Raw genomic sequence first — 22,991 nt, 5'->3', positions numbered from 1 at the left:
CAAACGAGTAATTTGACAAAGTTCATTCAGCAATGGCAAAGTTGGATAACTCACGCATCTAGTAAAATGAGCAGCAATCTCATGTTGACTGCCGAAAATAGAAATACTGTTCACATAAATGCTAGTAATTTTTGGGCAGGTTCTATAAATTCTGATGCGAAAGCCTTGTTTAAATCAGCTCTAAGCCTTTCTGAAGTGAATAAACATCAATTAGAGACAAAAAGCTATGCTGAATTGGTCAAGGCTCCTCATATCCCGCATTCTGGACAACAACCTGTTTTCGTAAAAAATATTTTACTGGATGCCATGAATGCTAATATTGGCGATATTATCAGCAAAATACTTGTTTCTCCAGGAATCATTGGTATCGAAATGAGAGCAATTGACGGCCCGCTAAATACCATTAATGCTGATGAAACTGCATGGCATGATCGAAAAGCGAAAGTATTCTTAGCTATGTGGTTGCAAAAGGACACAGAGCCTCATGCTAAGGAGGTTTTTGGCCCACTACAAGATTTAGGGACGGGTGTCTATAGTTCCTACTCAAGTGATCTATCGATAGAAGAAAGTCAACGTATTTGGCCGGAAGAAACAGGTCGCAAACTGTGAAAACTTATAACAAAGTATGATCCACAACATCTGTTTAACCAAGGACACTATTGGTAATACGTGTCCAATCTCGATGCCACCGAACGTTATTTCTGTGGTGAAATCACCGCTTAGCTGCCAAGTTGCATAGACAATACCCCCTCAATAGTATTTTCAGTCGTTACCCATGACTTTAAAGAGGCCTAGGCAATCTGTTTCGAATTCACTAAGGCGGTTAACAGGGAATTCATACTCATTGATCTTTAACATCAAGCGACTTAATTGAGAAATAATTCCAGATGCTTTTACGTATTAACTTAAATCGTGTTGCGCATTTTGGGCGCGAATTAGTGTATTTAAGATGCTATATCCTTGACTCAAGGATATTGTACTTCGAAGATTATTCGCAATAAATTCGTTCTTGAAGGGGTATTCAGTCTGACTAATCAATTGTATTGCAGCTTGTTGATTGAAAATGGTTCTTTTATATTCAATTCTGTTATCGTCCAGCCACAACCATTGCGCGCCAAATTGGTTTGAGAATGGCATACCTATGCTGCCTGCGTTGATAATCTTTTTATTAGGCAAGGACAATTCAAACTGTATATGAGTATGTCCACAAATAATATACGATTCTTGAACTCCTTTAAATAAAGCCTCTATGTAGGCTTTATTTTGTCGTGGAGAAAAAACAGTGGTGTTATCATTTTTCACAGCATGACAAAAGAAATAATTTCCAATACTAATACTGGGAAGTAAGTTTCTTAGGAAAGACACTTGCTTATAGCTCAATTGATTTGCTATCCAAGTCAATTGCTCAGTTGCCTTTCTAGATAGTCCAACTCTTTTTTTTGCATAAATATCAACGATATCTTGATCGTTGTTTCCCATAATTCCCACAGTTTTGAATGTGGTGGAAACGCGCTTTAATAACGACAACGTTTCCAAAGGCATAGGTCCCGCGATCAGATCACCTCCCAAAACAACTAAGTCTGGAGACAGTTTCTTTACCTGTTTTAAAACCTCTTTCAAAGCAGGATAATTTCCGTGAATATCATATAATGCTGCTATTTTCATTAATATGATTCCCTTTCCTAACAAAGATTAAAAGCAGGGTCTCGTATTCCTAACTTTAAAAATCCGGGTGCGATACTAACAACAGCTATCAACAGGATCAATAGTCAGTCATTGGTTCGATAGCTTAAGTTATCATTCTAAAATATAAGCGCAATTGATTTAAAACTGATGATCACTTGCGACTAGTATTTGAAAAATCAACTTCGTTTGGTCAAACATACTCTTAATATCTGGTTCAGTTATTGGAGATGCCATCTGGCAAAGTGCAAGCGGCATGCCAATGAATGAAATTGTTGGCCATCCGTCTTGGTACAAGGGTTGGCCCTCTCCAAAATAGGCATTTTTTCGTGGCTTCAGGATTTGATATCTTCCACTAACATTGGTACCACTTAAACTCTTCAAAACCAAATCCCTGTTTTCTTTAGTCGAAGCATATACATACAAAGGATCATATAATTCAGTCGCAATAAGCTTGTTTTCCTTTTGGCTATCAACATAATCAAGGCCCCCTAAGTGTTCAACGGTTAGGCCTAAAGCCTTCTTCATTTCAAGATGCTGACTAGTTTCATACATGCTTAAATCACGCAGAAATCGCGAAGTGGCTTGCCTTCCTTCAATTCCGCTTTGTGGAATTTGAAAATGACCACTCACAAATCCAAACACAAGTGTATTTTTAAATTTAAGGTTGTCATGTTTAATGGCATGTAAGACAGTGAGCAATGCAATTGCCCCATTTTCTTCTATATCGTTTGGCCCATCCGTATGTGTATTTATAAGGATTTGTTTGCCCCGATTTTCCCCCGGAACAAGAACAGCAAATGATTTCGTTGTTACATTTGTCTCATATTGTCCCGTTAGTGTTAGTCTTACTGGTTCCTTTCTATCACGACATCGCTTCAAGGCTTCCAGCTGGGTTTGATATACCCAAACAGAAGGAATCCCCAGATAACTATTAGTAAAAGGTAGAACTTCGCGGTTAGCGAGATCCTCACTGATGTGTTCCCAAACCAGAATAACGCCGACTGCACCTTTATCTTTGGCGGCTTGAATTTTACCTAAGGTCAATGTGGCTGCAACTAATGGGTGTCTTATGCTAAATCCAATGTGAGTATGCCGAGGGTACTTGGCAACCTGATGCATTAATAAAAGCTTAGGGATCGTAAAGTTTTTCACTTTAATAACGACCACTTTACCCTTCATCTTCACATCGTGTTTTGATTGAAAGAATCTAATTTCTCCTTTCACACCCATTTCTTTGGTGATTCCAGAATATGGAACTGGTCCTAAATTTGGTATCTTTTCTTTTGTTGAATCATTCTCAAGAGAACAGCTACTTTGAAGACATCTATTAATTTTAAAAGGAAATTCGATAGTGTTAAAACCAAGATTCTTAATTTCGTCTTGCAATAACTCAATAAATTTGGCGTGACTGTCAGTAGCTGTTAGCCGCGGACCGATAGCCTTTAACTTATTTTGCCAGAAAGCCATAACATTCATATCAAGTGTCATTTGACCGTCTCCTTATTCATCTAACTAAATTCAAAGTCTTTTTTAAACAACCAGTGAAACACTTATTATGTAATTAATGATATTCATCAATTATATCAACGACAATAGGGTACACCTTTACGTAAAGGTTGCAATTCTTAAAACCATCGGACACCAATGTTTTATACCGGAAGCTAAAAGAACGAATGTGGGTTCGTTTGCCCGACTTCTTCCAGCACTATTTCCCGGGTAATGACCCAGTCTCGAATAACGCGCCTCTTTATCCGCCCCGCTACCTTGCCACCGCCATCCATCTTTGCCACAATAAGCCCAAGCGAGGTGAGTAGCATGAATTTTTCAAAGCAGCTTCATCAGATCCGCATGGCACACCAGATGACGCAGGTTAACTTAGCGGAACAGCTTCACGTTTCGCGCCATACTGTCTCCAACTGGGAAAATGACCGCAATTTGCCGGATCTAGAAATGGTGACGCGTATTGCCAGAATTTTTGAGGTCTCTCTTGATACGTTGATTCTTGACGATCCAAAACTAAATGAAAAGCTGATCTATGATAGCAAAATAAGTCGCCATCAAATGATCATGGCGGTCATGACGACTGTTGTTGCCATGATGTCAGGGATGGCAGCCACAACCTTATTTGGATTCTTTCCACAATGGCTTGCACAGCTGATTTGGTGGCCTTATGTGGCGGTTCTGTTTCTTTTTAGTTATATGCTCAGTCCAAAATCGGTGGACATTTTTGCTGACTGGTCGGTTTTGAGTCGAAGTCTGATTGCTGGCGGCTTTTCTGTGCTCGGTTTGATCTTTTTATTGATAGGCATCGTCCTTATCGCGGTTCAAGATGTTGATCTTCAAGTGCTGTTGATAACGCTCAGTGGCTTCGTTACGATCCTCATGACTAAACCAGTATGGCCACGTCATCAACATGCTCGCTAAATCCTCGCAAAAGATCACCCACGATAGACCCTCTCCGTAGCTCTGCTGTTTGCCATTGTTTTGCGGTAAATATCTCTGCGATCATGGCGCACCTCCAACCTGTCACCACAGGAACATGCTTCATTTAGACACAACTTTTGATTTGAATTGTACACGCGCCCTAACAGAATAAAAACCGTCTAGCTCAAAATACGATAGGTTAAAGTCTAATATTCGAGGAAGGTTCATGATACAAAACCACGAAAAAAATCGCCCACGAAGGACGATTTTTTTCGTTACGCGACTATCCCAACCTGAGCATTCGCTAAGGCTTACTTGTCTCGCCGATTAGCCACTTGATTCAGGCTAAACGTGATATGTTTCTTCCGGTGAATAATTTCTTCCTGACGACCGTGAACCATTGGCCGCTTGTTCGGGTTGCCGAGGTAGCCACAAAGGCGCTTGACGACATCGCAAGTGGCTGGATCATGGTTACCGCATTCTGGGCATTGATAGCCTTTGGCCGTTGCGGTGAACTCACCTTTGAACCCGCACTTGAAGCATTGATCGATTGGCGTGTTGGTGCCGAGATAGCCGATCTTGTCATACGCATAGTCCCAAACGGCTTCCAGTGCCTTTGGGTTCTGCTTCAGGTTCGGGTATTCACAATAATGGATGAAGCCACCGGCACTGTATTGCGGATAATCCTTTTCAAAATCAAGTTTCTCAAATGGGGTCGGTGATTTGCGCACATCGTAGTGGAAACTGTTGGTATAGTATTCCTTGTCCGTAATGTCCTTCACGATACCGAATTTCTTCGTATCTGCTCGGCAGAAGGTGTCAGTTAGCGATTCGCTTGGCGTGCCATAAACCGAGAAGTGGTAGCCATATTGTTTTCCCCAAGCCTTGCAGTGATCGTCCAAAGCCTTCACGATTGAAACTGAGAATGCCTTGGCATCGGGATTCTTTTCCCATGCAGAGCCGTAGAAAACAGTACCGACTTCATATAAACCAATATAGCCTAGTGAAACAGTTGCCCGCCCATTTTTGAAAAGATCGTCAATGCTGTCGGTGTCAGCCAGCTTGTGACCAAAGGCCCCATACTTGTAGAGGATCGGTGCGCTTTCTGGCGTTGCTTGTTTGGTGCGTTCAACCTTATAGAGCAGGCCTTCCTTACAGATGCGCATCCGTTCTTCAAAAATCTTCCAGAATTTCGCCTTGTCGCCATTGGCTTCCATTGCAATCCGCGGCAAGTTGACCGTGATAACACCAAGATTCATCCGCCCAGCGTTCACTTCTTTGCCTGTCTTTGGATCAGTCCAACCCTGCAGGAAGCTACGGCAGCCCATTGGTGCTTTGAAGGAACCGGTCAATCGCTTGATGGTGTCATAGGAAACGACATCAGGATACATCCGTTTGGTGGCACATTCGATCGCCAATTGTTTGATATCATAGTTTGGATCTTCTGGTTTCAGGTTCAAACCGCGTTTCAAAGTAAAGACCAATTTCGGGAAGATGGCTGTCCGCCGTTCTTTACCCAGACCTAGAATTCGGATTTTCAGGATGTCTTTTTGGATCTCGCGTTCAATCCAACTGGTCCCCAAACCGAAGCCGACTGTGACAAATGGCGTCTGGCCTTGGGTGGAATAAAGGGTGTTCACCTGATATTCCAAAGTTTGCAAGGCATCATAAATATCCTTCTTAGTCTGCTTCACAGCCAGTGCTTCCAGCTTAGCCGGATCATCAATCACGCTGCCGAATTCACGCAAATGTTTTTGATAGTTTTTCTCGGCGAATGGCGCCAAGACCTGATCTGTTCGATCGCTGGAGCAGCCGCCGTATTGACTGGAGGCCACATTAGCGATGATCTGGGTCATTTGCGTCACAGCAACTTGAATCGAATGGGCCGGTTCAACTTCGGCATTGCCAATGCTGAAGCCATGGTTCAACATGTAGTCAAAATCAATCAGACAACAGTTGGTTTCGGCCATAAACGGGGTGTAGTCAAGATCATGCCAATGAATATCGCCACGTAAATGCGCGTTGGCAACAGCAGGCGGCAGCATTTTCAGGCCAATTGCCTTGGCCACTGCGCCTGCAGTTAGATCCCGCTGGGTTGAAAAGACCCGGCTGTCCTTATTGGCATTTTCGTTAACAACGCTTTCGTCGCGATTCACTAGGCGCGAGACGTTATAATTAACATCTTGCTTCTGTTTGCGGGCTAAATCACGCTTCAAGCGATACTCAGTATACGCTTCAGCCCAGTTATACTTTTCTGCAGCGATCAAGGTCTGCTCAACCACTGTTTGGATCTCTGCGATTTCCACGTCATCGTGGTAGCGATCGCGAATCTTAGCCGTGACCGTATCCGTCAAGTGATCGATCGTCAGCACGTCACTCGGTGCCAGTTTTGCCACACTTTCTGCCGCCTTCGTGATTGCAGTGCTGATCTTGGATGCATCAAAATCAACAATGCGCCCGTCTCGTTTCTTGATTTGTGTATAAAATTCGATCATGGCTAATCCCCCATTACGTTAACTTGAAGTGCTTGTAACAATGTATCTAGTATACAAGACTCAGCGTCAAAAGTAACGGGATATCTACCAAATTTTGTGGGTAATTATTATCTGTATACACCATATAGTGTGTTTTGCATTATTTGGTTGTTCACGACACATCTTAACGATAATGACGGCAAGCCCGACTGTTATAACGTTTGCGCATGTGAACACGACTTCTGCTTTTTCAAAAATCGTTTGATCATAGCCCAAAAATAACCGATATTTTTGTTGAAGTTTGAGTTTAATCAACAAAAATTCGGCTAATTTTTTAAAGCTTTTTTCGATCCAGCAGCTTGATCGCCGCGAAAAATAAAACAACGGCAGCAACGACGGCAATGACCATGGCCGGCATCAATTTCGTTAGCGCATCACTGTTGACAAGGATTTTCATATTGTCGCCAATGAGGGCAACCGGATTAGCATGTTGCCAACTTTTGACCATTTGTGCCAAATACAACAGTGCCATCACCACAATCGTCAGCAGCAAACCGCCATAATTATTCGTTGCTAGTGTGGAGCCAAACACGATCAGGCTGAGGAAGAATAAGCCAAAGACTAATAATGGTAAGAACGCGAGTACCACATGTGGGCTGCGCGTATCAGGAAAGTAGTACGCGGTGTAAGCCCACGTTACCAAAAAGGCGAGGCTGGTGATCCAGATCCAGAGCAACATCCCGACAACCGCTTTGCCCACAATGACCGTCCAGCGCGGCAAGCCTTTGGTGACCAAGTTAACGAGTGTGCCTTGTTGAATCTCCTGACTCACACAACCGCCAAGCATGAGGGCGAACACGTATATGCCCATCTGGGTGATGTTCTTGTAATATTGGGTCCATGCATCCAGCGAAGTCGGTTTAGGGACCGCCACCTTAATGCCGCCAAGACCGCCTTTTAACAGTTCCGGCATGAGTTTGGCGATCAGCGGACTCAAAATGCCGAAAATGAGGAAAACAACCGTCAAAATCAACAAGCGGTGCGTCCGCCAGCTTTCAAGCAGTTCTTTTTTGGTGAAAATAATCGCTGCGTTCATCGCGTCACCTCCATGAAAATCTGTTCCAAGTTGGCTTCTTGCCGGGCAAGCGTGATCGGAATGAGTTTGGCTTCAAGCAACATGGTGAGGACGCGATCAGCCGCGGCAGCATAGGTACCGGTGTATGCTGCTTGAAGACTGTTTTTTTGTTGCTCAAGGTGCGTCAGCTGGCCCTGCTGCTGCAAGGTTGCCAACAAATGCGCGGCTTGTTGCGCTTGGGCAGTCGTCGCAAACGACAAGGCAATCTGGTTTTTAGCATACTGTTGCTTCAGATCGTCCAATGGCGCACTCACTTGTAGACGGCCATGATGTAGAATCCCGACATGGTCGCAAATCCGCTCCACATCACTCAGAATATGCGTTGAAAACAGAATCGTAGTCTGACCACGCAGACTAGCCAATAACTGTAAAAAATCCGTGCGACCCTGTGGATCAAGCGCGCTGGTCGGTTCATCACAAATCAAGAGTTTCGGGGTGTTGAGTAAGGCCTGCGCAATCCCCAAGCGCTGGCGCATCCCCCGCGAAAAGCCACTGATACGGTGCTTGGCATCTACCAAGCCGACTTGGATCAACATGGCAGCCACCCGCGACTGCAATTCAGCGCCGCGCAAACCTGTCAGCTGACCGCATAATTTCAAGTATTCTGGTGCCGTCATGTACCCATAAAAAGCCGGCACATCAGGCAGATACCCTGTCTGCCGATTCGTCTCCGTTTCACCAAAATGCACAGGCTGACCAGCGACTTCAATGGCTCCGGCGCTGGCTTGATCCAAGCCTAGAATCAATTTCATAGTCGTGGTTTTCCCGGCACCATTTTCGCCAACAAAGCCATAAATCGACCCAGCCGGCACAGTCAGATTCAGATCTTGCAGCACTTGCTTGCTACCAAAATGCTTGCTGACATGTTGCAAAGTTAGGATGTTCAATTTTCATCCTCCCGTCCAAAGACAAAGTACACAATCGGACCAATGATCTGAATGAAAATCACGAACAACAGCCACAATAGGCGATTGCCGAACCGATAATGCTGATGGCGCAGGATATGAATCACTGCAGCGATCATCAAGCCAAATTCTAAAATGATCAGTGGCACTAAAAATGGCCAGTAGTCTGCAAATAGTTGCCAATTGGTATTCATTTTCTTTCCTCCAAGGTTTGCTTTGATTTAAATTATTGAGATTCTGAATGCCCGTATATACGAGTTCTAGCGATGCCCGCTCACTTGCTTTAACTCAGCCAACAGCGGTTGTACTTCTGACAGTGTTCTGATCTTAGCCAATGCCGGGTTTTGCAAGACGAAATCAGCCAGAACCTGTTTGGCTTGACCACTAACCCGCGGTGATTGGCTACCTAGGTCCAGTTGTTCTAGCCATGGCTCAATGGCATCAAAGTAAGCATCGCCATGCAGCGTCAATGGCATTTTTGTTGCCATCAAAACATGCGTGAACTCCTGCAAAAGGGCCACGGCTTCATCCGTTTTATCCTGTTGCGCAAAGCCATTCAAGGCAGCTAGTTGGAAATTGAGCCAGACTGCCGGATTGAGTGTTGCTAGATCAAAAGCCTTGGCAATCGCTTGCCCACGTTGATACGTCGCAGCCAATCGGTTAGGATCATCATTTAGCAAGGTCATGTAATTAGTCAGTTGACTCATGATGATGCTCAAGTCCTGCATCAAGCCGCTTTGACTGGTCGCAATGGCACGCTGCAAGTCGCCTTTTTGCTGAAAAGCACCGGCGATTAAACTGTCTGCAGGCAGTTGTTCTGGCACATATTCGCCCAGCAACGCTAACACATCATCGGGGCGTTGGAGCAAAAGCAGACTATAGCCTTCCAGTTCGACCGCCTTGGCCGTTAACTGCGCCTCTTGGCTATTTTGCCGCACACGGACAAACAACAGGCGGGCCTCATTCACATATTCAGTAACTTTCGCGGTTTGTGACGCTCCTGGTAAAAGATCGTAATGATTCAAAATCAGCAGCCCCATTTGCAGCAAAAATGGATAGCAGGCGTAATACCGCCGAATCAAGTTGCGAATTGATTTCAGTACCGCGTCTCCCGGTTGAGTTTCAAAGGCCTGCTTCATTGACGTATAGATGCGACGAATTTCCGTGCTGCTCAGTTGCGCATCATAAGCCATCAGCTTGTCGATGCTAACGTCAAAATAAGCGGCCAGAATCGGCAACAACGTAATATCCGGATAGCTTTGCCCTGTCTCCCATTTTGAAACCGAGGCTTTGGAAACACCGACAAAATCTGCCAAAGCTTGCTGGGTGATGCCTTTTTGCTTGCGATTAGCACTGATCACAGCACCGACATTAATTTCCATCTTGTTCCCTCTTTTCACTTATCATTGTAGCGGCTCAATATGGGTAAGTATATCGAGTGGTTGTTAACTTACCCATCGTTAAATCAACTGTTGGGATACTCATAATTCATCTCAACAAAACAAGCATTTGTAATTCGTCAAAAAATGCAAAGATATTTGGACATCATTCACATCCATAAAAGGACCAACAATTTTTGCCTCAGAATTGTTGGCCCTTTTATGGATAATTCATAGGGATTTAAAGATCCCAGTGCCAAGGCGGAGCAATCGTAGGCCAGATGGGGCTCAGCCGTGCAAACAACACAGCGACCGGGCTTTGTCGCTGATGTTGTTAGGCGACTTCGAGACCGGTTTTTGGGCTCGAAGCGCCGTCACAGCGTTCCAGCCCCAGCTGGCCGGAGATTGCAGAGTTTGGCACGGCTCAGAATTCTTCCTACAAAGCTAGTCGAGCCTTATTTTGAATGCTTTTCCGATTTTCCACCCGAAAGTTGCCCCACAAATCTTGCCACCAATGGATTGTGCAACGCCTCAGGCTGCCAAACGAGCGTCATGTGCGTTATCCACGGCTCATAATCAATCACGGCAAGGTGACTTTGCTGACTCGCCAAAGCGGCCATGGTCGCCGGTACCAACGCCACCCCCATCCCCATCTGGGCCCAATGCAACGCCGTGCGCGCGTCATCACACAACACAGCAATTATCGGTGTGATGCCATACTCGGCGAAAGTGGTTTTGAATAGCGAACTAAACCGGCGATACACAATCAGCGGCTGCTGCTTGAGGTCGGGAATGGTTAGCGTGGCTGGCAAGGGCTGCGACGCGGCAGCAACGGCGATCATGTGGTCACTGCTTAGGCGACATGAAGCTAGACCGTCATCATTAAATGGCGTTCGGACGATGGCCAAATCCAGAATGTTGCGGCGTAACTTGTCGAGGATGCCATAAGTGTTGTCCTCATAAAGCGCAAACTCGACTTGCGGATAGCGGCGATTAAAGGCCTGCAATTTTTGCTTCGGCAGGACATCACCGGCCGAAGAAGTCAGTCCCAGCGCCAGTGTGCCAATCTCACCTTCACCGCTACGCCGCGCTGCGTTCTCAGCTGCCGCAACCGTCTCAACGATCTGTTGTGCGTATGTCATAAACTGTTGGCCGCTACCAGTGAGTCGGACACCGCGCGACCCGCGTTCAAACAGGCGTACACCCAGTTCAGCTTCAAGTGCTTTCAATTGATAACTCAACGGCGGCTGCGCCATGTGCAATTGTTTCGCCGCCGCAGTCATCTGGCCAGCCTCTGCTACCGCTAAAAAATAGGTAATTTGCTTGAGATTCATCGCGATTGATCCCTTCATTTTTAATCGTCAGCTTCGCAATCCTTCAGCTCCACTATACACAAATTGTATGGATAGTACCTCGAATATGTATTTTTTATATTGCTCACCACGCGTTACACTTGAGTCACAAGCGTGTGATGAAGCAGCTGATAAGTTGGTCAGTCATGCCGACGAGATCCATGAACTGTTTCGCACCAGCTAAGAATTTTGTCGTTAATGTTTTGATTCAGGATGGGATGATTGAATGCTTGCAGATACTCGCAGTTATCAAGATAAAAGTCAGGCAGCAGTGTTAAAGCAACTCAACACGACAACGGATGGTCTCACGAGTAATGAAGCTAAAAAGCGACTAGCTCAGTATGGTCCGAATGCGATTCCTGAGCAAAAGCGCAATAACTTGCTTGATTTCTTAAAGCGCTATTGGGGTCCAATGCCGTGGTTGTTGGAATTGGCGATTGTACTGACCTTGATTTTAGGCCATGACACTGAAAGCATCATCATCTTCGTATTGCTGACGATTAATGCGGTGATTGGCTTTGTCCAGTCGAACAATTCGCAAAAAGCGGTTGCCCTTTTAAAAAAGAAGCTGGAGATTATGGCCACTGTTCGCCGCGATCAGGCTTGGCAAGCACTCGCTGCTAGCCAAGTTGTGCCTGGCGATATCGTGCAACTGAAAATTGGCGCCATTGTCCCAGCTGATCTTGCGATTATCGCTGGCAATGTCACCGTCGATCAGTCCGCCCTGACCGGCGAATCGCTGCCAGCTACTGCTAGTGCTGGCGACCTGCTTTACTCTGGCAGCATTGTCAAAAGCGGCGAAGTTCAGGCCGTCGTCTTAAACACCGGCACAACGACTTACTTCGGTCAAACGGTGACGTTGGTGAAAACCGCCAAGCCAAAGTCAAAACAAGAAGAACTGATGCTCGCCATTGTCCGTTATATGCTCTATCTTGGCATTGCCGCATCGGTCATTGTCGCCATTTACGGCCTTTACCTGCATGAAAGTCCGGTTTTTATTCTGTCCTTCGTGCTCATTTTCCTGATTGGCTCCGTGCCAGTCGCCTTGCCTGCTGTCCTAACCATTGTTCAGGCTGTCGGGGCAATGGCACTTTCCAAAAAAGACATCATCGTCAGTCGCTTGACGAGCTTGGAAGACGCTGCTTCAATCGATATTTTCTGTTTTGATAAAACCGGCACCATCACCCAAAACAAATTGTCGATCATTGCTTGCCAACCGCTCACCGGCTACACTGCCGAGCAACTGTTGGATGCTGCAGGGTTAGCGGCAGATCAAGAACATCCGGATGCGATTGACCAGGCGGTGCTCAACTATGCCGCCGAAATCAAGCATCCCCTCGATTTCTCTAAACGGCAGCAGTTCACGCCGTTCGATTTTGCCACCAAGCGCACCGAGGCGGTCATCACAACCACTGATCACCGGCAAATGCGGGTCATCAAAGGTGCTGTTCCGACGATTCTGGCGTTATACGCCAAGCAGCATCCTGCTGACACTGCGCCTGCCAGCGCTGCTATTCAACAACTAGCAACCGCCAACGCCAAAAAAGGTTATCGTTCCCTAGCTGTCGCAAGCGTCGTCGATTCGCAAATGGCGTTAGTCGGCGTTTTGGCAATCGCCGATCCGCCGCGAGCGGATTCAGCATCCATGCTTGCACGGCTAAAAAACTTAGGTATCAAGCCGATGATGATCACCGGTGACAGTGTACCGATTGCCCGTGATGTTGCCGAGCAAGTTGGCATCGGCACCAAAATTCTACCAGCCAAAGCTTTGAAAACCGGCACCGCAGCCGATAAAATTCAATTGATTCATGAAAGTGACGGGTTTGCCAATGTTTTTCCAGATGACAAGTATCAAATCGTTAAGTTGTTACAAGAAGATGGCCATCTCGTTGGCATGACCGGTGACGGGGTAAACGATGCCCCTGCGCTGAAACAGGCAGAGTTAGGGACCGCCGTCAGCAGCGCCAGTGATGTTGCCAAGGCTTCAGCTAGCATCATTTTGACGCACCCGGGCTTGCATGACATCATCGCTGCGATCACGACCAGTCGCCAAACTTACCAGCGTATGCTGACTTGGGTCATCAACAAAATCACCAAAGTCATTGAGATCATTATCTTGTTTACACTCGGCTTCTTCTGGTTAAAAGTCAGCCTAGTGTCGCTGCTGGGGATGTCGCTGCTCGTGTTCGCCAATGACTTTGCGACCATGTCCATCGCTACCGATAATGTCCAGTCAACTGCCGGTCCTAATCAATGGCGACTCGGCCCGTTAACCGCGGCTTCCGGCGTTTTGGGCTTGTGGTTTGCCTTAGTCGACCTCGTGATCGTTTGGTTAGGGCTAAATCTGTTCCACCTCAGCTTGCCAGTCTTGCAAACCGCTGTTTTAATTGGTTTGGTCTTCAACTCCCAGTTCCGGCTGCTGATCGTCCGGGAACGGAGCCACTTTTGGACATCTTGGCCAAGCCGCACACTGCTAGCTGTCAATCTTTTCACAATTGTCATCTTTGCGCTGTTAGCCTTGACTGGCTGGCTCATGCCGGCCATCAGCTCACCGCTTTTAGTCACCATTCTGCTACTGACACTGGCAGCCACAATCGTGCTTGATTTCCTTAAAGTTGCTGTCTTTCGTTGGTTAAAGATTGCATGATAATGCGTGCTTTGTTTACCAAAAAACCACCGATCCGTTTCAAATTCGGACTGGTGGTTTTTGTGTGCTTTTAAAATAAGCAATGACTAATTTTCTTGTCCATGCTGCTTTTCTTCAATGTGCGCTTTCGTCAGCGCGTAGATTTCCAAAACATGGTCATCCACCAAATGATAATAAATCTGTTTGCCGGAGCGATCCCCCACAACCAACCGCGCTTGTTTGAGCAGGCGAAGTTGGTGGGAAACCGCTGACTGACCGAGGTCGAGCATGGCGGCCAGATCGGTGACCGTAATTGGCCCCGTGGCAATAGCAAGAATAATCCGCATGCGGGTCGGGTCACTCATGGTTTTAAACACATCAAGCACATCCCGCAATTCGGCGTCACTAGGCACCGCGTTCTCATTCATGTCCGCATTACGAACATCATTAGTTGTCATAGCACTGCGCTCCTTAAGATACTTATGGCCCATTTTAACAGACTTTGGTATCGAAAGGCACTTTTCACTGAGGGCGGATGTCGGCAGTTTTCCCTTAAGCTCTCTGCGGAATTAACAAGCGTAGGCCATTTAAGATGACAATCAGCGTGCTGCCTTCGTGGAACATGACGCCCCAAGCAATGTTGGTGAGTTGCAAGACGTTTAGGACAACCAGCATGACAACAACAGCCATGGAGAGTAGCAGGTTCTCGATCACAATGCGATTCATTTTAGTTGAAACTTGATGGGCCAATGCTAGACGTGAAAGGTCATTTTCGACTAGAACCACATCGGCGACATCAATGGCGACATCAGTTCCTGATCCCATCGCGATGCCAACCTCTGCATTGGCTAGGGCTGGTGCATCATTGACCCCATCGCCGACCATGGCAACGGGCCGCATGGTGGTCTGCAGCTCACGGACCACGGCAACCTTTTGTTCGGGCATCACATTAGCGACCACTTGATCAATTCCCAGGTCGGCGGCCACGGCTTCACCGGTTTGTTGCGCATCCCCCGTGATCATCACCGGTTGAATGTCGTGCCGTTTAAGGTAATTAATGGCCGATTTAGCGCTGCTTTTTGCTTGATCCATCAAGGCGATCAGGCCAACAACCCTTTGATCGACCGCAACGAAAACAACGGTTTTGCCTTGCTTACTGAGTGTTGCGGCTCGCTTGCGAAATGCCGGATCAACTTGCTTGAATCGCTGCGGCTTACCAATGGTGTAAGTGTGTCCCTGATACTCAGCGGTCAAGCCTTTGCCAATTTCGTTATGCACATCCGTGATTGGTACATCACTTTTGGAATAATGGCTCACAATCGCATTCGCCAACGGATGATTACTTTGCATTTCCATTGCTGTAATAATCTGAGTCAAGGCGGCTTCATCCACATCCGACACAAATTCGCTGTCCGTCACCACTGGCACGCCTTCCGTCAACGTCCCGGTTTTATCAAACGCAATGGCTTTTAACTGGGTCAGATTAGCTAAATAGCTGCCACCTTTAAAAAGAACCCCTTGCCGCGCCAGACTTGAAATGCCTGACAATGTGGCCGGCACCGCGCTGGCGGCCAAGGCACACGGCGACACAGCCACTAAGAAGACGATCGTGCGATAGATGCTGGTTGCCCATGACCAATGAAGTAAAAATGGTCCCGCAAGTAAAACAATCGGCAATACAGCCAATACCGCCTTCACGTAAATCGGCTCAAAACGTTGAATCACGCTGGCTGTTTTGGTCGGGGAGTCTTGGGCTGACTGCACCATCTGGACAATCTTAGCAAAAACTGTTTCATCACTTGACTTGGTAACCCGCATATCAAAGGTTGACTTGCCGTTGATGGTCCCACCAAAAACCTCATCGCCGGTTTGCTTTTCACGGGGAATGCTTTCACCACTGATCGCAGCTTCATTGAGACTAGCAGTGCCGGCAATAATAACGCCATCCGTTGGTACCTGAGCGCCATTCAGAATCTGTAATTGATCACCGATGTTTAATGCTGTCACTGGTACAACTTCTAATGCACCGGTGTCGGTATAGCGCCGCGCTTCTTGAGGCGCCATAGCCAGTAGTGCCGTAATTTCTTTGCGGCTCTTGTTTTCAACGTACTCCTCCAAAAAGTGCGCGCCAGCAAAAATCAGAATTAGCATCGCGGCCTCTTCAAAACTGCCAATCGCAATGGCGCCAAGTGCAGCCAGTGCCATGAGGAGATGAATATTTGGCGAAAAACGGTGCCGTTTTCTAGTTGCTTGAATCGTTGCCATGATACCTTCTGCAATCACTTGATAACCCGCAACAATCGCGGCAAAAACCAACAACGCCGCGCGAGCTATCGGTTGGGTGATGAGTAAGCCGCCAATGAAGGTGATGACGCCAAGCATATAAAAAATAATGGCCTTGTTTTTTTTCATCTTTGATCCCGCCCTTACATTTAATGTTCATATGAGCATATGTTCATATATCATCTTCAATATACCGACTTTAAGGAACGGTGTCAATCATGAAAATACCTTGATTGCGACAATCTCCGGCCAGATGGGACTGGTAGAGCGGAGACGACGCTTCGAGCCTCCTCTGGCCGACACTTGCTCCGCCTTGGCACTGGGCTCTTTTAGAATCCGATGAATGATGTCCTAATTTGTCAAAAAAAGAGCCACCAGTGAATTTTCACCTAGCAGCTCTTAAAAAATCGCTATTGAATTATCAAATCGCGGTGGGCCTAGCGCGATACCTTATCCCAAACATTCTCAAGGACATTGGTTTGGTCACGGTCAGGGCCAACTGAGAATGTCAGCAGGTCAACACCAAGTAATTCTGTGATGCGTTCAACGTAACGCCGCGCATTTTCCGGAAGATCATCCAAAGTTTTGGCTTTGGTAATATCTTCTTGCCAACCTGGCAGTTCTTCATACACTGGCTTGCATTCACTGAGGAACTTGAGCGAAGCTGGGTAGTTTTCAACCCGTTCGCCATCGCGTTCGTAGGCAACACAGATTTTGACTTTGTCCAAACCGGTTAGCACATCAATTGAGTTGAGGCACAGATCCGTAATCCCGGCAACACGGCGAGAATGACGAACAACGACAGCATCGAACCAGCCAATCCGCCGAGGTCGGCCGGTTACAGTACCGAATTCGTGGCCAGCATTGCGAATGAAATCTCCGGTTTTATCGAGCAATTCCGTTGGGAACGGACCGTCGCCAACGCGGGAGGTGTAAGCTTTCGCAACCCCCACAACCCGATCAATCTTGGAGGCACCAACGCCGGCACCAACCGTCACACCGCCAGCAGGGTTCGATGACGTTACGAACGGATAGGTCCCTTGGTCAATATCCAGCATAATCCCTTGCGCGCCTTCAAACAAAACGTGTTCACCTTTGTCAATCGCATCGTTCAACACAATTGAGGTGTCGCAAACATACTGTTTCAATTGTTGGCCATATTGATAATATTCTTCAAAGATATCATCAAAATTCATCGGCGTACTATCATAAACTTTGACGAATTCTTCATTCTTAGCTTTCAAATTAGCTTTGAGGCGTTCTTCAAAGATTTCTTTGTCGAGCAAGTCAGCCATCCGAATGCCAACTCGAGCAGCCTTGTCCATATAGGCCGGGCCAATGCCGCGATTGGTCGTCCCAATCTTGTCGGCGCCCTTGGCTGCTTCCTGCAATTTATCTAATTTAATATGATAAGGCAAAATCACGTGAGCACGGTCTGAAATCCGCAGATTTTCGCCAGTCACGCCTTGTTCTGCGAGCCGGGCCAATTCACCGACCAAGCTCTTAGGATTCACAACAACACCATTACCGATCACCGATAACTGATGCGGGTAGAGTACCCCTGATGGTACGAGGCGCAGCTTATAAACCTCGCCATTTGCATGGATCGTATGGCCTGCATTGTCACCGCCTTGATAACGGCTGACCACCTTGGCGCCTTGGCTCAGGAAATCCGTAATCTTCCCTTTACCTTCGTCGCCCCATTGTGTACCGACAATAACTACAGTTCCCATTAACTGATCGCTCCTCACGGCTTAGTGCGGGCATTTTTACCCGCCATCTGGTAGTCTAACAGGATGACGCCTTGAAGACAAGCAAAATCCGAACTTTAAAATGACACGAAAAACATTTTCCACAAAAACACGAACGAAAATATTATAAATGCGCTTTTTATCGTCTCTACACGAAAGACCATGTCGCATTCGGCATGGTCTTTCTACAAAATCGTCGTATTGATTTTATTTAGCTTAATTCCAGCAGTCGCTTACCGTTATTAACCAGAATATCCTGAGCCATTTCCGGGCTTAGGATTTCGGCACCTGTCAGCATGTTGGATGACATCTTCAACACAGTTGGCAGCGGCCGAAGCTTTTTAAAGTGGTTGAAGAAACCGTCAAACCGTTGCAGTCGCGATACCCGCCGCGACATCTTGTCATGATACTCCCTTTCGTCAAACAACTTGATCATCTGACTTGCCAGCAATGGCGGTGTATAGGGAATGTCGCTGCCAAAAACGAGATGTTGTTCATCTGCTAGGGTCAACAGCATCGGTAGTTGGCGCGGAAAAACTGTCCCTGCCACATCAAAATAAACGTGCCGCAACGCCGCAAACATATCGCTGTTGTATTGCTGTTTGACAAATGCCGCGTCGCGATCGGCCAAGATGCTCAGAAACGCACCGGCATGAGGCACAATGAGTTTAATATCCGGATAACGGTCAAAAAAGTGATATCGCAGCAAGTTCATGAACGTCATCGTCGTGTCGATGAAGAAACCCATTAACGGAATTGGCATATCAATATTAACATTCATCGGTCCTTGTGCAGGGCGATTAGGATGCATTAACACAATGGCTTTTTCTTGATTCAATTTAGCATAAACAGGATCAAAAATTGGTGTGCCAAAGTAAAGCCCTCGACTATTCGTCGGAACTGTGAATCCCAAAGCCGAATGCGCCAATGCCACATCAATTTCGCTCACACTTTCTTGGGCATAGGGTAGCGGCAATGAGGCAAAGTAACCAAGTTGATCAGGATGGTCTTGGGTGACGCGCTCGCCAGTATCATTGGCATCCCTTGCGATTGCGATCGTCTCTTCCTTATCGCCAAAGTTGAAGTGCGGTGAAGAAAGCGACAGAATTGAGTAGCCAATATGATTCTTTTTCATAAAAGCGAGCGTGAGATGTTCATCCCAGCCTGGCGTGGGCCAACCATCCGGATCGCCAGGAATATGCTTTTTCAAAGCTTGCGCATATAACCGCGGTAAGAAGTGTGTGTGAAAATCAATAATTTCTGCCATAGCGTATTCTCCTCGTTCTCAATTCAACTTGAAGCAATCCTGCAAAAGCCATGTTGCTTTGACAAAAGTATGGCGGCCCTGTCAAAAACCAAGGCCGCCACGCTTTTTTAAGACCGGTATGAAATAACTATATCAATCTACCTTAGTCTACTGACTTCAGCGCGGCCAACATATCAACCTTTTTCAAGGAACTGTTGACGAAGAAGCCAAGTGCAATGGTGATGATCGTAATGACCAATGTCGGCATGATGAAGGTTAGTGCGGACAACGCTGGGTTAAACATCACGTTATTCGGTGGTACAACTGTGATGATGTACTCATGCAGCAGTTCGCCCAATCCCCAGCCAACGAAAATGCCAAAGATGGACAGAAGAATTGTTTCTCGATAGATATACATGGTGACTTCTTGGTTATAAAAACCCAGCACCTTAATGGTTGAAAGTTCCCGCATTCGCTCGGCAACGTTGATATTGGTTAAATTATACAAAATAACCACCCCCAGCACTGCTGCTAAAACAATCAACACAATCATAATCGTATTCAGTGAATGAACAATCGTTGTAATTTGACTGCGTAACGCTGAGTTCTGCTGAATGCCTTCAACCCCGCCGGCCTGCATAAACTTAGCCGCTTCAGCCCGGGTATTGCTAATGGAACGGTTCTTCAAGGTCACCAACCGACCATTTGGCTTAAAGTCTGTGTTAAACGCTTTTTGATAGGCCGTTTTGTTCATGAACAGGAAGTGTCCCATATACATTTCAGTGATGCCCGTCACTTTGACTTGATGCTTGGTGCCGGTCGCATCTTTTACCGTGATGGTGCTTCCAATCTTAACGTTCAGAAGCGAAGCCAACCGCTCAGAAATCACTGCACCGTCATTTGATAATGTCAGTTTCGTTTGACCCTGACGCGTTGCTAACCGAATATAGTCGCTGAATCCGGTCTGGTCTTTAGGCACGATCATGGTAATATCCTGACGATCATTGTCTGTACCGGCATTCTTTGTAACAGTTTCATAATAGACTGACTTGGTGCGCTCAACTGCTTTTTCTTGAAACAGTTGATCAAGTTGTTGCTGCTGTTTATCGGTGATATTACTTTTTTGAGCGACAATCATGTCATATTTAATGATGTCGTTGAACTGGCGATCATTGACGCCGCTAATACTATGCTGCACGGCTAAACCAGCAAACAAAAGTGTCACCGACCCCGCCACACCAAAGATCGTCATAAACATCCGCTTTTTGTACCGGAAAATATTGCGAGCCGTTACCTTGTGGGTAAAGCTCAGGCGCCGCCAAATGAATGGGATTCTTTCCAAGAAAATCTTCGATCCGTTAGCTGGTGGCTTTGGCAACATGAGTTCAGCAGGCCGAGCATTTAGCTCTCGAGAAGCGACCCACCAAGCTGGCAATACCGCGCTGACCATCGCCAATAGCAACGCGATAGCACTAATACCCGGATAGAAATGCAATTCAATCGGCGGTACATTGATCCCATTGTGATAAGCCTGATAGACAATCATTGGCAAGATAATGTGTCCTGCGGTAATGCCTAAAAGTGAACCGATTAAACTTGCAAGAAAACCGTACATTGTAAATTTATTGATGACATCACGACGCGTATAACCTAATGCAACTAAAGTGCCAGAGTTGATACGTTCCTCGTCCACAAACCGGGTCATGGTGGTGAAGGTGACTAATGCTGCCACAAAATACATAAAGAACGGGAAAATATTGGCCAACGAATCGACAATATTAGAGGTACTGTCGTAAACCGTGTAGCCCTGGCCGGTTGGTGTTTCCCTGCGTGTATCAACAGTATAGGTAGGCGCCTCCAGCTTGCTCAAGGCTTCCTTGGCATCCTCAAGTGTAACTGTGCCAGCTTGAATTTTCTTCTGGGCCGATGGTGACTGTTTATCATATGCGGCTTGCTTGGTTTTCAAGGTTGCTTCATTAGTTACAATCTCTTGATTGGCTGCATCAAGTTGTTGTTGACCAGATTGCTGAGTCGCTGCCAACTGTTGCTTGGCCTGTGCTAGCGCCACCTGCTTAGAAGCATACTGCTCTTGACCTTGCTGCAGTTGAGCCTCCCCAGCATTGAACTCGCTGGACTTTTGCTGAAGTTGCTGATTAGCAGCTGTCCAAGCCGCAACATTTTTGTTATAGGTTTCCAAATTTTGATTGTAAGTCGCTAAACCACTGCTGTACTGGGCAGTACCTGATTGATAGGTGCTGATTTTCTTTGCCAGTTCTTGGCTGGCAGCTGTCCAATTTGCCATGTTTTGGTTGTATACAGCTAAGTTCTGGTTATAAGTTTTTAACCCGCCGTTATACTGCGCAACCCCCGCTTGATAACTGGCTTGCTGTTGTTGAAAAGCTGGATTCTCAGCAATTGCTGGGTTTTGTGCCAAAGCGGCATCAATCTTTTGTTTAGCAATCGTGAGCTGTTGTTGACTGGCATCAAGCTGCTGTTTGGCAGCGTTTAATTGCTGCTTGGCAGTCGTTAGATCTTGTTGTTTCGCGTTTAGTTGTTGCTGGCCGGTCGTCAGTTGTTGTTTAGCGGTAGCCAGTTGCTGTTGACTATTGTCTAGTTGCTGCTTGGCCGCATCCAATTGCTGTTTAGCCGCCACTAGTGCTTGATGCTTGTCATCTAATTGCTGCTGACCTGCTACTAACTGTTGCTTTGCCGTGGTCAATTGCTGTCGGCTCTGGCTCAACTGGGTCGATGCCTGCTGCAGTTGCGTTTCACCACTGGCAATTTGGGCTTGGCCATTTTTAACGCCAGCATCCAGTTCTTGCTGTTTTGCTGCGACTTGTTGTTTAGCCGTCGCCAGTTGTTGTGCCCCAGTCGTTAACTGCTCCTGAGCTGCATTCAATTGGGCTTTAGCATCATCAAGTTTTTTCTGGCCGGCATCAATTTTGGCTTGATACTGTTTCTTAATGGCAGCTAATCGAGCTTGTGGTGCGTTCTGCAACAAGTGATTCAGTGCCGTCTTATGCGCTTGAATTCGGTCAGTGTACTGGCTCGAATATGGATCCAAGCCTTTTGTGTTGCGATAAGTTAACCGTGCCATCATATAAACATCTGAATCAAAATTATTGCTTGTAACGACACCATAACCCTTAAGATCACCACTGCCAGAGGTGCTATTGCCTTTATTGATCGACGAAATAATTTCCGGGGAATACACAAACCCAACAACTTTGAAACTTATTCTTTTCAAAACCTTACTGCCGGTTTGATCTGCCCTTTGCACAAACTTGATCGTGTCGCCAAGTTTGTACTTGCTTTTATAATTGGCATCAATCGCAATCTCATTGGTTGCTTTAGGCATACGTCCGGAATCCAACCGGTACTGCGAAATCTTAGTTGGTTTTGATAAGATTCGGAAGCTTGAATGGGTACCTTTAAGCGTCACGTCTTTGAGATAACCAAATTCGATTTGCTCTGTGCCAGAAGCACGCTGAATCGTCTTTTGATCATGTGCATCCAGACCATCTTCGCCGATAACTGTCAAATCTGCTAGATGATACTGTTTGAAATACGTTTCACCTGTCGCTCGCATATCGGGACCGGCAATCCACAAACCAACCAATGCAAAAGATCCGAGCATCATCAGTAACAGGATTGAGAAGAAACGCCCCCATGAAGTTGTAAACGACTTGCGGATGTCTTTCCAAAGTGTTTTCTTGCTCACCGCGCCTCA

General features: G+C 46.4%; 15 protein-coding genes and 1 pseudogene. 3 read left to right on the top strand and 13 right to left on the bottom strand.

The genetic code is table 11. The annotated features are described in order from the left end of the window. Positions 1–609 (top strand): annotated as a pseudogene (locus tag ACWPAB_RS13300) (FAD-binding oxidoreductase); the annotation flags it as partial. A 291-nt stretch (positions 610–900) separates the two neighbouring features. Here the strand turns inward: ACWPAB_RS13300 and ACWPAB_RS13295 are convergent. Then, a complete protein-coding gene (locus ACWPAB_RS13295) occupies positions 901–1,665 on the bottom strand; it encodes a metallophosphoesterase family protein (protein ID WP_003582970.1) in 765 nt (254 codons plus the stop codon). Between the two features lie 159 nt (positions 1,666–1,824). Beyond that, complete coding sequence (locus ACWPAB_RS13290; RefSeq protein WP_003577339.1) at positions 1,825–3,174, bottom strand: hypothetical protein; 1,350 nt, start codon at positions 3,172–3,174, stop codon at positions 1,825–1,827. Positions 3,175–3,501: 327 nt separating this feature from the next. Here ACWPAB_RS13290 and ACWPAB_RS13285 point away from each other — a divergent pair, with 327 nt between their 5' ends. After that, positions 3,502–4,110, top strand: coding sequence for a helix-turn-helix transcriptional regulator (locus ACWPAB_RS13285; RefSeq protein ID WP_003577338.1), 609 nt, complete (start codon positions 3,502–3,504; stop codon positions 4,108–4,110). Positions 4,111–4,421: 311 nt separating this feature from the next. On the opposite strand, the gene nrdD is transcribed toward ACWPAB_RS13285, so the two are convergent. The 6 genes from nrdD to ACWPAB_RS13255 all read right to left on the bottom strand — a co-directional run bounded on the left by nrdD (position 4,422) and on the right by ACWPAB_RS13255 (position 11,337). Then, positions 4,422–6,605 (bottom strand): anaerobic ribonucleoside-triphosphate reductase, encoded by a 2,184-nt coding sequence (gene nrdD, locus ACWPAB_RS13280; protein WP_016382114.1) that lies wholly within the window; start codon positions 6,603–6,605, stop codon positions 4,422–4,424. Positions 6,606–6,918: 313 nt separating this feature from the next. Then, complete coding sequence (locus tag ACWPAB_RS13275; protein ID WP_003577336.1) at positions 6,919–7,680, bottom strand: ABC transporter permease; 762 nt, start codon at positions 7,678–7,680, stop codon at positions 6,919–6,921. Beyond that, on the bottom strand, positions 7,677–8,606 hold the full coding sequence (locus ACWPAB_RS13270) for an ABC transporter ATP-binding protein (protein ID WP_003577335.1): 930 nt from the start codon (positions 8,604–8,606) through the stop codon (positions 7,677–7,679). The genes ACWPAB_RS13275 and ACWPAB_RS13270 overlap by 4 nt, the downstream gene beginning before the upstream one ends. Next, positions 8,603–8,818 (bottom strand): PLD nuclease N-terminal domain-containing protein, encoded by a 216-nt coding sequence (locus ACWPAB_RS13265; RefSeq protein WP_003577334.1) that lies wholly within the window; start codon positions 8,816–8,818, stop codon positions 8,603–8,605. Before ACWPAB_RS13265 ends, ACWPAB_RS13270 begins: the two co-directional genes overlap by 4 nt. 66 nt (positions 8,819–8,884) lie before the next feature. After that, positions 8,885–10,006 (bottom strand): helix-turn-helix transcriptional regulator, encoded by a 1,122-nt coding sequence (locus ACWPAB_RS13260; protein WP_003577332.1) that lies wholly within the window; start codon positions 10,004–10,006, stop codon positions 8,885–8,887. 452 nt (positions 10,007–10,458) lie between these two features. Beyond that, positions 10,459–11,337 (bottom strand): LysR family transcriptional regulator, encoded by an 879-nt coding sequence (locus ACWPAB_RS13255; RefSeq protein ID WP_003577331.1) that lies wholly within the window; start codon positions 11,335–11,337, stop codon positions 10,459–10,461. Between the two features lie 244 nt (positions 11,338–11,581). Here ACWPAB_RS13255 and ACWPAB_RS13250 point away from each other — a divergent pair, with 244 nt between their 5' ends. Next, on the top strand, positions 11,582–14,002 hold the full coding sequence (locus tag ACWPAB_RS13250; protein ID WP_003577330.1) for a plasma-membrane proton-efflux P-type ATPase: 2,421 nt from the start codon (positions 11,582–11,584) through the stop codon (positions 14,000–14,002). 86 nt (positions 14,003–14,088) lie between these two features. Here the strand turns inward: ACWPAB_RS13250 and ACWPAB_RS13245 are convergent, their stop codons facing one another. The 5 genes from ACWPAB_RS13245 to ACWPAB_RS13225 all read right to left on the bottom strand — a co-directional run bounded on the left by ACWPAB_RS13245 (position 14,089) and on the right by ACWPAB_RS13225 (position 22,982). Further along, on the bottom strand, positions 14,089–14,439 hold the full coding sequence (locus tag ACWPAB_RS13245; protein ID WP_003577329.1) for an ArsR/SmtB family transcription factor: 351 nt from the start codon (positions 14,437–14,439) through the stop codon (positions 14,089–14,091). A 94-nt stretch (positions 14,440–14,533) separates the two neighbouring features. Further along, positions 14,534–16,393 (bottom strand): heavy metal translocating P-type ATPase, encoded by a 1,860-nt coding sequence (locus ACWPAB_RS13240; RefSeq protein ID WP_013245351.1) that lies wholly within the window; start codon positions 16,391–16,393, stop codon positions 14,534–14,536. Positions 16,394–16,701: 308 nt separating this feature from the next. After that, entirely contained in the window at positions 16,702–17,997 is a 1,296-nt protein-coding gene (locus ACWPAB_RS13235) for an adenylosuccinate synthase (RefSeq protein ID WP_003562710.1), read from the bottom strand. Positions 17,998–18,226: 229 nt separating this feature from the next. Next, a complete protein-coding gene (locus tag ACWPAB_RS13230; RefSeq protein ID WP_016382078.1) occupies positions 18,227–19,282 on the bottom strand; it encodes an amidohydrolase family protein in 1,056 nt (351 codons plus the stop codon). A gap of 142 nt (positions 19,283–19,424) precedes the next feature. Further along, positions 19,425–22,982 (bottom strand): FtsX-like permease family protein, encoded by a 3,558-nt coding sequence (locus ACWPAB_RS13225; protein ID WP_003586454.1) that lies wholly within the window; start codon positions 22,980–22,982, stop codon positions 19,425–19,427. Positions 22,983–22,991: the final 9 nt, after the last annotated feature.

It is taken from the genome of Lacticaseibacillus sp. 30, assembly GCF_053819265.1.
This window is presented reverse-complemented; position numbering and strand designations above follow the sequence as displayed.